The sequence below is a fragment of the Mycolicibacterium sp. lyk4-40-TYG-92 genome (assembly GCF_030209435.1).
Lineage (GTDB): Bacteria > Actinomycetota > Actinomycetes > Mycobacteriales > Mycobacteriaceae > Mycobacterium.
Genome location: NZ_JARVRX010000014.1, coordinates 130,417 through 145,432 on the forward strand (window position 1 = coordinate 130,417; position 15,016 = coordinate 145,432).

General features: G+C 68.9%; 15 protein-coding genes. 9 read left to right on the forward strand and 6 right to left on the reverse strand.

Annotated features, from left to right (window positions below; translation table 11 throughout):
* Positions 1 to 5: 5 nt before the first annotated feature.
* The 3 genes from QRN63_RS20430 to QRN63_RS20440 form a co-directional block, all read right to left on the reverse strand.
* Positions 6 to 485, reverse strand: a complete 480-nt coding sequence (locus tag QRN63_RS20430) for a 2-isopropylmalate synthase (protein WP_267316517.1) — start codon at positions 483 to 485, stop codon at positions 6 to 8.
* A gap of 154 nt (positions 486 to 639) precedes the next feature.
* Positions 640 to 1,425: a Fic family protein gene (locus tag QRN63_RS20435; RefSeq protein ID WP_285032492.1), complete on the reverse strand. Its 786-nt coding sequence runs from the start codon at positions 1,423 to 1,425 to the stop codon at positions 640 to 642.
* A gap of 17 nt (positions 1,426 to 1,442) precedes the next feature.
* A complete protein-coding gene (locus QRN63_RS20440; protein WP_285032493.1) occupies positions 1,443 to 2,447 on the reverse strand; it encodes a putative nucleotidyltransferase substrate binding domain-containing protein in 1,005 nt (334 codons plus the stop codon).
* 106 nt (positions 2,448 to 2,553) lie between these two features.
* Between QRN63_RS20440 and QRN63_RS20445 the strand changes: the two genes are divergently transcribed.
* Positions 2,554 to 3,303 (forward strand): sulfite exporter TauE/SafE family protein, encoded by a 750-nt coding sequence (locus QRN63_RS20445; RefSeq protein ID WP_285032494.1) that lies wholly within the window; start codon positions 2,554 to 2,556, stop codon positions 3,301 to 3,303.
* Here the strand turns inward: QRN63_RS20445 and QRN63_RS20450 are convergent.
* Positions 3,294 to 4,346, reverse strand: a complete 1,053-nt coding sequence (locus QRN63_RS20450) for a phosphotransferase family protein (RefSeq protein WP_285032495.1) — start codon at positions 4,344 to 4,346, stop codon at positions 3,294 to 3,296. The genes QRN63_RS20445 and QRN63_RS20450 overlap by 10 nt on opposite strands.
* A gap of 101 nt (positions 4,347 to 4,447) precedes the next feature.
* Here QRN63_RS20450 and QRN63_RS20455 point away from each other — a divergent pair, with 101 nt between their 5' ends.
* From QRN63_RS20455 to QRN63_RS20480, 6 genes are all read left to right on the forward strand, one after another.
* A complete protein-coding gene (locus QRN63_RS20455) occupies positions 4,448 to 5,974 on the forward strand; it encodes a molybdopterin-dependent oxidoreductase (RefSeq protein ID WP_285032496.1) in 1,527 nt (508 codons plus the stop codon).
* Positions 5,975 to 6,029: 55 nt separating this feature from the next.
* On the forward strand, positions 6,030 to 6,392 hold the full coding sequence (locus QRN63_RS20460; protein WP_267316512.1) for a GatB/YqeY domain-containing protein: 363 nt from the start codon (positions 6,030 to 6,032) through the stop codon (positions 6,390 to 6,392).
* A gap of 32 nt (positions 6,393 to 6,424) precedes the next feature.
* Entirely contained in the window at positions 6,425 to 7,951 is a 1,527-nt protein-coding gene (locus QRN63_RS20465) for an ATP-dependent DNA ligase (RefSeq protein ID WP_285032497.1), read from the forward strand.
* Between the two features lie 44 nt (positions 7,952 to 7,995).
* A complete protein-coding gene (locus QRN63_RS20470; protein WP_285032498.1) occupies positions 7,996 to 10,278 on the forward strand; it encodes a carbon starvation CstA family protein in 2,283 nt (760 codons plus the stop codon).
* On the forward strand, positions 10,278 to 10,415 hold the full coding sequence (locus QRN63_RS20475; protein WP_410506014.1) for a YbdD/YjiX family protein: 138 nt from the start codon (positions 10,278 to 10,280) through the stop codon (positions 10,413 to 10,415). The genes QRN63_RS20470 and QRN63_RS20475 overlap by 1 nt, the downstream gene beginning before the upstream one ends.
* A gap of 262 nt (positions 10,416 to 10,677) precedes the next feature.
* Positions 10,678 to 12,324, forward strand: a complete 1,647-nt coding sequence (locus QRN63_RS20480) for a medium-chain acyl-CoA ligase Mig (protein WP_285032499.1) — start codon at positions 10,678 to 10,680, stop codon at positions 12,322 to 12,324.
* Between the two features lie 22 nt (positions 12,325 to 12,346).
* On the opposite strand, the gene QRN63_RS20485 is transcribed toward QRN63_RS20480, so the two are convergent.
* Positions 12,347 to 12,715 carry a SpoIIAA family protein gene (locus QRN63_RS20485; protein WP_285032500.1) on the reverse strand — a complete coding sequence of 123 codons (369 nt, stop codon included), beginning with the start codon at positions 12,713 to 12,715 and terminating at the stop codon, positions 12,347 to 12,349.
* Positions 12,716 to 12,747: 32 nt separating this feature from the next.
* Complete coding sequence (gene sigI, locus QRN63_RS20490) at positions 12,748 to 13,605, reverse strand: RNA polymerase sigma factor SigI (protein WP_285032501.1); 858 nt, start codon at positions 13,603 to 13,605, stop codon at positions 12,748 to 12,750.
* A gap of 91 nt (positions 13,606 to 13,696) precedes the next feature.
* Here sigI and QRN63_RS20495 point away from each other — a divergent pair, with 91 nt between their 5' ends.
* Complete coding sequence (locus tag QRN63_RS20495; protein WP_267316505.1) at positions 13,697 to 14,548, forward strand: NmrA family NAD(P)-binding protein; 852 nt, start codon at positions 13,697 to 13,699, stop codon at positions 14,546 to 14,548.
* Positions 14,541 to 14,999 (forward strand): nitroreductase/quinone reductase family protein, encoded by a 459-nt coding sequence (locus QRN63_RS20500; protein ID WP_267316504.1) that lies wholly within the window; start codon positions 14,541 to 14,543, stop codon positions 14,997 to 14,999. Before QRN63_RS20495 ends, QRN63_RS20500 begins: the two co-directional genes overlap by 8 nt.
* Positions 15,000 to 15,016: the final 17 nt, after the last annotated feature.

Sequence of the window (15,016 nt, forward strand, 5' to 3'; positions counted from 1 at the left end):
CGGGACTAGGCGTGCAGCCGGTTGGCGCACGCGATCATCGCGCGCAGCGCCGACTGGACCGGGTCGCGGGCCCAGCCCATGGCCCACTCCGCGCGGACGCCGTCGCTGCCGTGGATGAAGGTCGCGATGCCGCCACCGACGGCGGGCAGTTGATGGAACTTGATCATCTCGACGGCCATGCCGCGCTCGTGCAGCATCGCGGTCAGGGCCGCGATCGGGCCGGTCGCGGCGGCTGTCGAGGTCGCGATGCGGTCTCCGACGGCGATGCTGGCGCGGTACCGGCGCGGTGCGGTGATGCCGCGGCGACGGTCGTCGTCGCCCGCAGCGCCCCAACTGCCCAGGCGGACCGGGCCACGCTGGTGTCCGTAGTGGTCGAGGAAGGTGTCGTGACACATCGTTTCGGCGTGTTCGCGCAGGTCACGAGGCAGCGGACGGTCAAACAGGTCCGCGAAACGCGTGGTGGAGATGGCGGTGGAGGTGAACATGCGTCGGTCTTTTCTGCTCGAAAGGAGTGACCGACAGGTAGTAGCGTCCGACCCACAGCGAGGGGTCGGTCAGGATCAGACCCCGCTGTGGGTACTGGCTACTACGAGCATGTGAAGCATGGTCGCCGAGGTTAGTCCGCGACCGTGCTCTGGGTCAAGGCGATTTCACCGCCGGATTGAGCAGCCACAGGAACGGCCGGTGGCTGAGGCGCCCGTCCCGGTGCAGCGGCATGCTGTCCCGCGCCGCGGAATACCAGGCGGCGCGGCTGACACCGGTGAAGTCCAATTGCCGCCCGCACCGGCCGGCGAGCGCGTGCAGCAGCAGCATGCCGGTGCGTCCGTTGCCTTCCCGGAACGGGTGAATCTGGTTGTACCGGGCGTACAGGCGCGCCAGCTCCCAGGCCAGCCTCGGGTTGTCGAGCTCTGTCCCGGTGTCCGCCAAACCCGTTGCGGAGGACTGGACTTCCGCCAACCCGGCGGCGACATCGACCTGCCAGGTGAACGCCGAGTCACCGCGGCGGATGTCGACGGTACGCAACTCCCCCGCCCACTCGTACACGTCACCGAACAGCTCCCGGTGCAGGGCGCGGATGTCGATCTCCGCCTCCGCCGCGGATTGCCGGCAGTGCCACAGCACCATGCGGCCCGCCGTCACCTGAAATTCCACTGCCGCCAGATCCGGTCCGTGCTGAATCCCGAACTTGTTGCGCAGCACCGATGTTCCGGGGATCAGATACGGCGCCCGGCGCCGCAGCAGCCGGCGACGGGCAGGCGCCGGTGGGTACTCGTCCCGGCACCGTGCGAGGTAGTCGTCGAAATCCAGTGTGCCGGAGGCCAGTGCACCCAGCTCGACGATGTGGGCGGGCTGGGGCTCCCAGCCTTCGATGCGCTGGGCGGCCAGGGTCTGGTGAACTGCGTGCTGTGCCGCGAGAGCGGTCACGCTGGCCTGTGCCACCATCAGCGGAACGCCGACGTCGAGGCGAGGTAGGTCAGTTTGCGGCTGATGCCGGCGATCTCGCGGGCCACACTGCGCAGCATGGCCCGCTCCTGTGGCGCCAGTTTCGACAGCATCACCTGGTCGCCACCCGCACGAGACGTCCACCGGAATCGAATCAAGGCGGCGAAACAGTCCAGCAGCGTCGAAACATCTTCGGCATCAAGTACATTCGCCGCTGCTGCGGCGTCGAGCCGATGCGGCGTCGACAGCGCGGTGGCGCCCGCGGACACCGCCGCCCACCGCGCGATCTTCACCAGCGGATCGATCGCCGCCAGTTTGAGGTCGACGGCGTCGGACTGATTGGCCAGCATGCGCAACCGGGAGGGAAACGTCGCCCGGAACGTGGTGGCGTCCTGCAGCAGGTACTGACGCGCCGGGTAGTTGGCGACGGCGGCGCGCACCACCTGCGCGCGCAGGAAGTCCTCGGCCACCCCGTCGTCTGCCGGCTGGACGGCGCGGCAATCGGCCAGCACACCGGTCATCACCACGCCGCGGTCCGCCCGCGGGTCGGACGTCCAGTGCGCGATGCCGTCGGACCATGCGCTCGCCGTTCGGCAGAACCGCGGCCGGCTGGCCAGCACACCGTTGGCGTCGGCGCGCACCCCGCACCGTTCCAGGACGGCGTGCACCTGCGCCGCTGCCGCCAGCGCCTCATCGCACGCGGCGTCGCCCGCGAGCACGACCAGGGTCTCGACGTCGGAACCCGCCACCGCCTCGCCCCGCGCGACACTGCCGGAAACGAACCACGACCAGGCGGGGCCGGGCGTCAGCCGGACGGCCGCGGCGAGACCGGATCGGAGCACCACCGACCACCCGGCCGCGACCTCGACCGCCGGGGCCGACGCGCGCGCCGCCGCCCGCGCCGCCTGCAGGCCCTGCTCGATTCCCGACCGCAGCGCGTCCTCGCCGTCCGCCGCGTGGATCACGGCGAGAGCGGCGTCGACGCCAAAATCACCGGAGGACATGCAGATGTTTCTATCGGACGACAGTTACCTGCGCGTTTCGTGCACGATTTCCCGCGGTCAACGCTGATTTTCGTGCACAAATCGCCGGGTTGTAGGGTTTGCCGCGATGAGCTGGCAGCACGCGTTACTTCTGCTCGCCGCCGGTATCGCAGGCGGCCTGACCGGGAGTATCGCCGGGCTGGCCTCCGTCGCGACGTACCCGGCCCTGCTGATGGTCGGGCTGCCGCCCGTGGCGGCGAACGTGACCAACACCGTCGCGCTGACGTTCAACACCATCGGATCGGTGTGGGGTTCGCTCCCTGAACTCCAGGGCATGGGTCCGTGGTTGCGCCGAGTGCTGCCGGCCGCCGCACTCGGCGGCGCGGTCGGCGCCGCACTGTTGCTGGCCCTTCCCGCCGAAGGATTCGAGGTTGTGGTCCCGATACTGCTCGGGCTGTCCTCGGTCACCATCGCCATCCCGCAACGCCGCGGCGCCGACACCGAACCCGGGCCGGCCCGGGCGGCCCTGATCACTGCCGCGATCTTCGCAATCTGCTTGTACGGCGGCTATTTCGGCGCGGCGGCCGGCGTGGTACTGCTCGCGCTGCTGCTGCACAGCGGCAGCGAGTCGATGGCCCACGCCAATGCCGCAAAGAACGTCATCCTCGGTGTGGCCAATGGCGTTGCCGCAGTGGGCTTCATCGCGCTCGCACCGGTGAACTGGATTGCCGTGGTCCCACTGGGCCTCGGGTGCCTGGTGGGTTCCCGGCTGGGCCCCGTCGTGGTGCGGCACACCCCGGCAACCCCGCTGCGGCTGGCCATCGCGGTCGCCGGTTTGGCACTGGCCGTCAAACTGGGCTACGACGCCTACCGGTAGGCGAACGGGTTGTCGCCCTTGGCCACCCGCACACCCAGGTGGATCAGCTCCGTGGCCGAGGCATGCAGCTTCTCCCCCGCCTCACGGTCGGCCAGGCCCGCCAGGAAACGCGACCAGGTGCCCTCGATGACGATGCCCAACTTGAAGCAGGCCATCGCGAGGTACCAGTCCAGATGCTCGGTGCGGCGGCCACCCGCGGCGAGATATGCGTCCAGCAGCTCATCCCGGCCGGCCAGGCCTCCGGCCTCCGCCAGCGCGGCGCCGACGACGATGGCGTTGGGCGCAGTCGGCCAGCACACCATCATCCAGCCCAGATCCAGCAGCGGGTCGCCGATGGTGCACATCTCCCAGTCGACGAACGCCGCCAGCTCCGGCCGGTCGCGGCGCAGCATGACGTTGTTGAGGTGGCAGTCGCCGTGCATGATGCCGGGCTCGCCATCAGGTGGCCGGTCGTCGGTCAGCCAGGTCGCCAGCTGGGCCACCCCGTCGAGCGATTCAGGGTCGTAGTGCTCATGCCGATAGCTCTGCAACAGCCCGACGAACTGTGGAACCTGCCGGGCCACAAACGATCCCGGCTTGCGGATGGCCGCGAGCGGGCTGCCTTCCCAGGCGACATTGCCGAGCTGCGCCAGGCTTCCCGCGTACGACAGCCCGACGTCGTGCCGCAGGCCCTGATCGGCGGCGTAGGCCCCCGACAACTCTTCGCCGGGGTTGAACCCGTCGACCTCGGCCATCAAATAGAAGACGACTCCGAGCACCGACGGGTCCTCACAGCCGGCGATGAAAGTGGGATGCGGCACCGACGTACCGGCCAGGGTCCGCAGTACCGCGATCTCGCGCTGCATGGTCTTGTCACTGGTCGGCCGCGGATGCAGCGGTGGACGGCGCAGCACCATCGGGCGGCCGTCGATGTGCAACCGCACCACGATGTTCTGGGTGCCGCCGGTCAGCGGCTCGACGTCGGTGACGTACTCACCCAGCCCCTCGGCGCGAATCCAGTTCTGGACGATGTCTCGGTCACGGTCGGTCAGAGTCGGCTGCATGATGCACCGATTCTGGCCCGGAATCAGCCGAACGGGCAGCCGATTCTTACGATCCGTTTTCATTTGGGCTCCGCCATCCGAGTGCGTCGTACTGTGGCGGTGTGGCACTTCGACTGGACCCGCACCGATCGCTCGCCGGTCTGACGGCCGCCGCCGTCGCGCTCGGAGTGGCCGCGCTCCTGGCGGTTCCGCTGGGGCCGCACGCCGATTCCCGCACCGCGGTCGGGTCGGTGGTCATCGACCTGACGCCGGGCCCGGTCAAAGAGTGGGCGATCCAGACCTTCGCAACCAACGACAAACTGTTTCTGACCGTGGCGGTGCTCGTGGTCATCGCGGTGATCGCCATGGCGGCAGCACAATTCGAGGACCGGAAGGTCGGCAGTATCGCCCTGGGGCTGGCCGGGGTACTGGGTGGCGCCGCGGTGCTGTCCCGCACCGGCGCCCGTCCCGTGGACGTCGTCCCGTCGCTCGTCGGCGCTGCCGCGGGCATCGCGGTCCTGCGACTGCTGGTCTCCGATCGCCTCAGTCGCCCGGCCCAGGAGCCCGAGGCACAAACCGATCCGGGCCGCCGCCGATCGCTGGCGGCGCTGGGTTTCCTGGCCGCCGGAACACTGGCCGGCGTCATCGGGACGGTGCTGGGCCGCGCCGCGTCGTCGGTCGCGGGTGACCGCAACGCCTACACCCCACCCGCCCCCAAGATGCCTGGCCCGCCGATACCCCCCGAGGTGCAGCCCGCCGGTGTGGACCTGCCGCCGTTCATCACCCCGAACGCCGACTTCTACCGGATCGACACGGCACTGTCCGTTCCTCAGGTGCAGCGGCAGGACTGGCGGCTGCGGATCCACGGGATGGTCGATCGCGAAGTCACCTTTCGCTTCGACGAACTGGCCCAGTTCGAGGCGATCGACAAGGTCGTCACGCTCACCTGCGTGTCGAACCCCGTGGGCGGCAACCTGATTTCGAACGCCACCTGGACCGGCTACCGGGTGCGCGACCTGCTGGCGCGGGCCGGCGTCCACTCCGACGCCGACATGGTGCTGTCCAAGTCCATCGACGGCTTCACCGCGGGCACGCCCGTCGAGGCGCTGACCGACAACCGGGACGCGTTGCTCGCCGTCGCCATGAACGGCGAGCCGCTGCCGACTGAACACGGCTACCCGGCGCGACTGGTGGTTCCCGGGTTGTACGGCTACGTCTCGGCGACCAAATGGCTCGTCGACCTCGAACTCACCAGATTCGATCGGGCCCAGGCCTATTGGACGCGGCTGGGCTGGTCGGCCCACGGGCCCATCAAGACCGAGTCCCGCATCGACGTGCCGCGCGCCGGGTCCGGCGTGCCGATGGGCACCGCGACATTCGGCGGCGTCGCATGGGCGCAGCACCGCGGCATCCGCGCAGTGGAGGTCCGCATCGACGACGGTCCATGGCGGCCGGCGACGCTGGGCGCCGCGTACTCGAATGACACCTGGCGGCTGTGGAGCTACACCTGGCAGGCAGACCAGCCCGGACACCACACCATCACCGTCCGCGCCACCGACAACACCGGAGCGGTACAGACCGCTGACATCGCCGGCGCCGTGCCCGACGGCGCCACGGGCTGGCACTCGGTGCCCTTCACCGTCGCCTGATCAGCATCCGAAATATTCGCTTGGCGAACCGGATCCGCATCACTACGGTTTCCGGATGACCGAACCCGCCCACCGGTGGCGCACCGACCTCCGGGCCCGGCTGACCGCGGCGCGCAAGGCGAAGGACGGAATTTCGACGGCGGCGCTCCGCAGCGCACTGAGTGCCATCGACAATGCCGAGACCCCGGACGTGCCCCTGCCGCGCGCCGGCGCCATTGCCGACAGCGCCCACGGTCTCGGCGCCGCAGAGGTCGCCCGCCGGCGCCTCACCGAGGACGACATCCGCAAGCTGATCGGAACCGAGGTCGACGAACGTCGCGCCGCGGCCGGACAACTACGCTCGGCCGGCCACGACGACCGCGCCGCGCAGGTCGAGGCCGAAGCCGCCGTGCTGCGTGAGCTACTCGTCAGCGACTGAACATTGTCGGTGCCCCGTGCCAAGCTGGGGTCGTGCTCCTCGTCGACGTCGCCACGGCCTCTGCCGAAGTCGGTGCGGTGTCTGCCCGGTCCGCGAAGATCGCCCGCATCGCAGCCCTCCTCGCGAGTGCGGCCGACGATCCGGCGACCGTCGCCCTCGTCGTCGACTGGCTCTCCGGTGAGCTGCCGCAACGGCAGATCGGGGTCGGCTGGGCGGCGCTGCGCTCGCTGCCGCCGCCGGCCGACGGCGCCCCGACGCTGACGGTCACCGAGGTCGACGCCGCGCTGACAGCCATCAGGGCGGTGGCGGGCCGGGGCTCGGGCGCCGCCCGCACCCAGCTGCTCCACGACTTGTTCGGAGCGGCCACCGCGGGCGAGCAGGCCTTCCTGCGCGGGTTGCTCAGCGGTGGGCTGCGCCAGGGCGCGTTGGCCGGGGTGATGGCCGACGCGGTGGCGAAGGCCGCCGCCATCCCGGCCGCCGACGTGCGCCGCGCCGCGATGCTGGGCGGCAACCTGGCCACCGTGGCGGCCGCGGCGATGTCCGACGGCGCCGCCGGCCTGCAGCGCTTCACTCTCACCGTCGGCCGGCCGGTGAGTCCCATGCTGGCCCAGACCGCGACCGGCGTCGGCGACGCCCTCGAAAAGCTTGGTGGCGCTGCGATATTCGAGACGAAGCTCGACGGCGTCCGGGTGCAGATCCATCGATCCGGCACCGAGGTGTCGGTCTACACCCGCAGCCTCGACGACATCACGGCCCGGGTGCCCGACGTGGTGGACGCGGTGCTGGCGCTGCCCGTGACGGAACTGATCGCGGATGCCGAGGCCCTCGCGATGCGCCCCGACGGCCGTCCGCACCGGTTCCAGGTGACGTCCTCCCGCATCGGCAAACGCTCCGATGATGGGGCGCAACCGCTTTCGGTGTACTTCTTCGACATCCTGCACCGTGACGGCACCGACCTGCTGGACCAGCCGGCCGAGTACCGCCGCCACGCGCTCGACGAGGTCGTGCCCGAGCCGCTGCGGGTGCGGCGCTGCGTCACCTCCGATCCGGTTGTCGCCCAGCAGTTCCTCGACGACACCCTGGCCGCCGGCCACGAAGGCGTGATGGCCAAGCACCCGGGGTCGCCGTACGAGGCGGGACGGCGTGGTGCCGGTTGGTTGAAGGTCAAGCCGGTGCACACGCTGGATCTGGTGGTGCTCGCGGTCGAATGGGGTTCCGGCCGGCGCACGGGCAAGCTGTCGAACATCCATCTGGGAGCGCGTGATCCGGACACCGGCGGCTACGTGATGCTGGGCAAGACCTTCAAGGGGATGACCGACGCGATGCTGGACTGGCAGACCGCGCGATTCACCGAACTGGCCGACGGGCCGCTGGACGGTTACGTCGTACGGCTGCGGCCGGAGCAGGTCGTCGAGATCGCGTTCGACGGTGTGCAGGGGTCCAGCCGTTACCCCGGCAAGATGGCGCTGCGGTTCGCCCGGGTGCTGCGCTACCGCGACGACAAGCGGCCCGAGGAGGCCGACACCATCGACACCGTCCGGTCGCTGTACGAACGCTGAGTGTTACCCCGCTTTTCGGAGCGGCCGATGACAGGATGTGGGGCATGTCGTCAGCCACTGCGCACCCCGACGAGTCCGTCGGGGACGTCACCTATGTGCGTACCGACCCGGACCTGCCACCGGTCGCGATCATCGACCGCTCACCAATCACGACCCGGCATCGGGTGATCTTCGGCGTCATCGCGGTACTCGCCGCCGTGGCATGGGCCGTCATCGCCTTCGCCCGTGGCGAGACGGTCAACGCGGTGTGGTTCGTCATCGCCGCGATCTGTACCTATGTCATCGGGTACCGCTTCTACGCGCGGCTGATCGAGATGAAGATCGTCAAACCCCGCGACGATCACGCCACCCCGGCCGAGCTCCTCGAGAACGACACCGACTACATGCCGACCGACCGCCGGGTCCTGTTCGGTCACCACTTCGCGGCGATCGCCGGCGCGGGCCCACTGGTCGGCCCGGTGCTGGCCATGCAGATGGGCTACCTACCGGGCACCATCTGGATCATCGTCGGCGCAGTCGTGGCCGGTTGTGTGCAGGACTACCTGGTGCTGGTCATCTCGACTCGGCGGCGTGGCCGATCGCTCGGCCAGATGGCGCGTGACGAGCTCGGGCCCGTCGGCGGTATCGCCGCGATCGTCGCCGTGCTGGTGATCATGGTCATCCTGCTGGCGGTGCTGGCCCTCGTCGTGGTCAATGCACTCGCCGAAAGCCCGTGGGGCGTGTTCTCCATCGCGATGACCATCCCGATCGCGATCTTCATGGGTCTGTATCTGCGGTACCTGCGGCCCGGCCGGGTGTCCGAGGTGACGCTCATCGGCGTCGCGCTGCTGTTGCTCGCGGTGGTCTCGGGCGGCTGGGTCGCCGAAACATCCTGGGGTGCAGACTGGTTCACGCTGTCCAAGGTGACCCTGTCGTGGTGCATCATCATCTACGGCCTTGCCGCCTCGGTGCTGCCGGTGTGGCTGCTGCTGGCGCCGCGCGACTATCTGTCGACGTTCATGAAGGTCGGCACCATCTCGCTGCTGGCCGTCGGCATCCTGATCGCCCACCCGGTCATGGCGGCTCCCGCGGTGTCGCAGTTCGCCACCCGCGCCGACGGTCCGGTGTTCGCCGGCGCACTGTTCCCGTTCCTGTTCATCACCATCGCGTGCGGTGCGCTGTCGGGTTTCCACTCCCTGATCTCGTCGGGCACCACGCCGAAGCTGCTCGAGAAGGAAGGACAGACGCGGCTGATCGGTTACGGCGGCATGCTGACGGAGTCATTCGTGGCGATCATGGCGCTGATCACCGCGGCGATCATCAACCAGCACCTGTACTTCGTGATCAACTCCCCCGGCGCCGCCACAGGCCCCACCGCAGCCACGGCGGCCACCTATGCCAATGGTCTCGGTCTGTCCGGGGATTCGATCACCGCACAGCAGATCACCACCGCAGCCACCGACGTCGGAGAACACTCCGTCGTTTCGCGTACCGGCGGCGCACCGACGCTGGCGCTGGGCATGTCCGAAGTGCTGCACCAGGTGTTCGGCGGGTCGAGCATGAAGGCGTTCTGGTACCACTTCGCGATCATGTTCGAGGCCCTGTTCATCCTCACCACCGTCGATGCCGGCACCCGCGTCGCGCGCTTCATGCTGTCCGATGCCCTGGGTAATCTCGGCGGGCCGCTGCGGAAGCTGCGCGATCCCAGCTGGCGTATCGGCGCGTGGAGCTGCAGTCTGCTGGTCGTCGCGGGCTGGGGCAGCATCCTGCTGATGGGCGTCACCGATCCCCTCGGCGGCATCAACACGCTGTTCCCGTTGTTCGGCATCGCCAACCAGCTGCTCGCGGCCATCGCGCTGACGGTCGTCACCGTCGTGGTGATCAAGAAGGGCCTGCTGAAGTGGGCCTGGATTCCCGGGCTGCCACTGTTCTGGGACGCCCTGGTGACGCTCACGGCGTCGTGGCAGAAGATCTTCTCCCACGACCCCAAAATCGGTTACTGGCAACAGCATTCGCAGTACCTGGCCGCCAAGGCGGCCGGCAAGACCAGCTTCGGCTCCGCGAAGAACCCCGACCAGATCGACGCCGTCATCCGGAACACGTTCATCCAGGGCACGCTGTCCATCGTGTTCGCACTGCTGGTGGTCATCGTCGTCGTGGTCGGCATCGTCGTCGCCCTGCAGGCCATCCGCGGCGGCGGCCGGCCACTGACCGATGACGAGCCGGTGCCGTCGCGGTTGTTCGCGCCGCGCGGCCTGATCGCCACCGACCTCGAGAAGGAGGTGCAGAAACAATGGGACGAGCTGCCGAGCTCGCACGCCAGATCAGTTGGTACTGGTCATCACTGATGGGCGACAACCACTACGCGCGGTACCTGGAACACCGTCGCCGCACCCACCCCGACGAACCGGTACTGACCGAGCGCGACTACTGGAAGGCCCGGCACCGCGCCGCCGATCGCAATCCGCAGGGCCGCTGCTGTTGACGCACGAACTGCCGCGTAACTGAAGACAGGAAGCGCAGCCGATCACGCTGCCGCACATGCTCGCGGGGATCACCGAAATCGCGGCCGTACCGGCGCCCATCTCGATGAGCCTCTGACCCGTCTACCCAACCTTCCGCACAGTGGACGCACACCGTCGTGGGCTGCTCACAGGGTGGTACCAAATGAGACGACCCTCACTCCGTGGTACTAAATTCGTGTATGGACAGATGTCCAGTTGCTATCCCCCAGCCTTAGGAGAAACGTGCTGTTCACGGTTTCCGACGTCACCGACGCCGTCGCTGCAGCCATCCCGGACCGGACCCTGATCGTTCAGGGCGATCGCCGCTTCACCTACGCCGAGGTTGTCAGCCGCGCCAACCGGCTCGCCGCCTACCTGCATGCACAGGGCCTGGGCGTGCACACCGAGCGCGATCAGCTGGCGGGCCACGAGGTCGGTCAGGACCTGGTGGGCATCTACGCGTACAACGGCCCCGAGTTCGTCGAGTCGCTGCTCGGCGCGTTCCGGGCCCGGGTGGCGCCGTTCAACGTCAACTACCGGTACGTCAAGGCCGAGCTGCAGTACCTGCTGAACGACGCGGGTGCCTCCGCCCTCATCTACCACGCCGCGTTCGCGCCGACGCTGGCTGAAGTCCTGCCGGACCTGCCGAACCTCAAGGTGCTGATCCAGATCGCCGACAGCTCGGGCAACGAGCTGCTGCCCGGCGCCGTCGACTACGAGACCATCGTCAACACCGACGTCCCTCCACCTCCGGTGACGCCGTCGCCCGACGACCTCTACGTGCTGTACACCGGCGGTACCACCGGTATGCCCAAGGGCGTGCTGTGGCGCCAGCACGACATCTTCATGGCCTCGTTCGGCGGCCGCAACGCGATGACGGGCGAGCCGGCGCAGTCGGCCCAGGAGATCGTCGACCGGGCATCGGCCGCGGGCGAGATGCGGATGATGATCCTGCCGCCGCTGATGCACGGCGCCGCGCAGTGGGGTGTGATGACCGGCATCAACAACGGTCAGACCATCGTGTTCGCCGAGGACGTCGAGGCCTTCAACGCCAAAGAGATCGTCGAGACCATCGCCCGCGAGAAGATCGCCATCGCAACGGTCGTCGGTGACGCCATGGCGCGGCCGCTGGTCACCGCCATCGAAGAAGCCATATCCGACGGCAGCCACGACCCGACGTCGCTCGTCGTGGTCGCCAACGGCGGAGCACTGTTCACACCGGCCGTGAAGGGCCGCCTGGTGGCCGCGCTGCCCAACGCGATGGTGATCGACGGCGTCGGTTCGTCGGAGACCGGCGCTCAGATGTCGCACGTGTCGACCAAGGCCAACGTCTCCAGCGGCACGTTCACCGCCGGTCCGGCCACCCGCATCGTCTCGGAGGACTTCTCCGCGCTCCTGGCGCCCGGTCACGAGGGCAACGGCTGGCTGGCCCAGGAGGGCTACGTGCCGCTCGGCTACAAGGGCGACGCCGCCAAGACGGCCAAGACGTTCCCGGTGATCGACGGCGTCCGGTACGCGGTGCCGGGTGACCGCGCCCGCCTGCTTGAGGGTGGCACCGTCGAGCTGCTCGGCCGCGACTCGGTGACCATCAACTCCGGCGGCGAGAAGATCTTCGCCGAGGAGGTCGAGTCCGCCATCGCCTCGCACCCGGCCGTGGTCGACGTCGTCGTCGCGGGACGGCCCAGCGAGCGGTGGGGCAACGAGGTCGTGGCCGTGGTGGCGGTGGCGGATGGCGCCGAGGTCGACGCCGCCGAACTGATCGAACACGCCTCGGAATCCATCGCGCGCTACAAGCTGCCCAAGGCCATCGTGTTCCGGCCGACCATCGTCCGCAGCCCCGCAGGCAAGGCCGACTACCGCTGGGCCAAGGAGCAGGCGCTGCAGAACTGAGTCCTGCCGCGCGCGAACGGACTCAGCCCGCGGCCCACTCCTTGGCGCGGTCCAGTTCGTCGAGGCCGAAGATCTGCAGTTCACCGGGGATCATCCAGGCCACGGTGTGCAGGGTGTGCGCCACCCACGGCTTGTCGGATACCACCGCGATGCGCTTGAACGCCGAGTGGTGTTTGAACAGCGCACCGAATCCGACCTTCAGATCCTCGACCAGCCCGCCCGGCCCGAAGCCCTCGTAGTCGGAGGCGATCACCTCGACGATCCGGATTTCCCCGCCGACGACGAGATCGTCCATGGTGGGCTCGAATTCACGGATGTCGTCACCGCTCACCCGGCCGGATACCCGAATGCCGGTCACGCCGTCGGGCATGTCTGACAGCACTTCGATCATGCCGCCACCCTACGTCCGGGCGCGACAAGTGATCACGCCCCGAATCGGGCCAACGGATCGGCGGTCGCCTCGATCTTGGCGACGAGCCCGTCGCGGATCGTCAGGACCACCACCGCGAAAAGCTGCCGGTCGGCGAATGCCAGCAGGACGGGTTGGCCGAGCGGGCCGGCAACCACGGTGGTGCCCGGGCCGAGATACAGCATGAGGTTCTCGGCGACCCGCTGCGGGCCGTGGTTGACGATCGGCGGAATCGGCGGGTCACTGAGTACCGTGCCGACGCCCCAAACCGTCGGGTCCAGCACGGCGGCCAGCGCCTGCACGTCACCGCCGGCGCAGGCGGTGATGAACTTCTCTGTGACGAGTTGATGTTCGCTCGCCTCGACCTCGTCGGCGCGCAAGTCGGTACCCGCCACCTTCGCCCGGGCCCGACGCGCCAGTTGCCGGCACGTGCCGACCGGCCGGCCGACGGTCTCCGCGATCGACTCGAACGGGACACCGAACACGTCGTGCAGGATGAACGCCACGCGCTCACCGGGGCTCAACTGCCGCAGCACCCGCAGCAGGGCACTCGACACCTCGTCGTCGAGGGTGACGCGGTCGGCGGGGTCCGGCTCATTCGAGGCCAGTGGCGGCATCTCGTCCTGCCCGGTCGGTTGTTCCCGCCGGGCCCGCGCCGACCGCACCAGGTCCAGGCACAGCCGGCCGGCGACGGTCGTCAGCCATGCGCGGACGTCCTCGATCTCGCCGGGCTCGGTGCGAGACAGCCGTAGAAACGCTTCCTGCGCAACGTCTTCGGCGTCGCCGACGTCACCGAGCATCTGGTACGCGAGATTGACCAGATACGGATGGTGGTGGCGCCAGGCCGCGGTGAACTCAGTGGTTTCTGTCATCAGTTGAAGACGATCCAGGGTGGTGAAAAGTTACCGCACCGCGTCATCCTTCGGGTCGTAACTTTCCCGACGGATACTCCGTCCTTGGTTCATGACAATTCTCATCACCGGGGCCACCGGCAACGTCGGCCGCCCACTCGTCGAACAGTTGCACGCCGCCGGCGTGAAAGTCCGTGCCGTCACCCGCAATCCGTCCCCACATTTCCCGCCCGGGGTCGAGACCGTCGCATCCGTCCGGGACGGCCTCGCCGGCGCCGGCGCGGTGTTTCTCAACTCCCGCGCCCTCGGTCCGGAGCTGACGTGGACGGTCGAGGCCGCCAAAGCCTCCGGAGCCAAATTGGTCGCGCTGTCCGCGATCAACGTCGACGAAGACTTCACCCGGCAGCCGTCGCGCCTGCGCGGCGACCGCAACCAGGAGGTCGAACAATTGGCTGTCGGCTCGGGACTGCCGTGGGTGAGTCTGCGGCCGGCGCTGTTCGCGACGAATTTCATCGGCATGTGGGCCGGGCAGCTGCAGGCCGGCGATGTCGTCGCCGGGCCCTACGCGTCCGCGTCCAGCGCCCCGATCGTCGAGGCCGACATCGCGGCCGTCGCCGCGCACGCCCTGCGCACCGACGACCTGAACGGTCGCAAGATTCCGCTGACGGGGCCGCAGTCGCTCACCAACGCCGAGTTGCTCGCCATCGTCGGCGAGGTACTGGGCCGCGCTCTGCACTACCGGGAAATTCCGGTGGAGCAGGTCCGAGAGCGGTTCGTCGCCATCGGCTTTCCCGCCGAGTTCGGCACCGCCTATACCGCGCTGCTGGCCGAAACCGTCGATACCCCGGCTCCGGTTACCGACGAGGTCGAGCGCATCCTCGGCCGCCCCGCGACGACGTTCGCCGAATGGGTGGGTCAGCACCGCGGCGCCTTCTCACGCACAGTGGAGACCAGCCATGTCTGAGCCGCGCACCCCGAATCCGCGACCCCCGCGCTACCTCAAGCAGATGAACAAAGTCGTTGTCGCCGTGGGGAAACTCGGCATCCCGGTCGGCCCCGCGATGGTGCTGACGGTCCCGGGCCGCAAGACCGGCACGCCCCGCAGCACCCCGATGACGCCTTTTGTCGTGCACGGCGAGATGTACGCCGTGGCGGGCTATCCGGGCGCGCACTGGGCTCTCAACGCCCGTGCGGCCGGCACCGGCACGTTGACGCGGGGCCGTAAGTCCCGGCCCGTGAAGATCACCGAGCTGACGGTCGATGAAGCACGGCCGGTGCTGCGTGAGTTTCCGGTGCAGGTGCCGGTCGGCGTGAAATTCGCCAAGAGCTCCGGCATGGTCACCGAGGGCACGCCTGACGAATTCGAGTCGCTGGCAGGCAGACTCGCGGTCTTCCGGTTCGACCCGCTGGGCTGATCCGGACACCCGCGCGC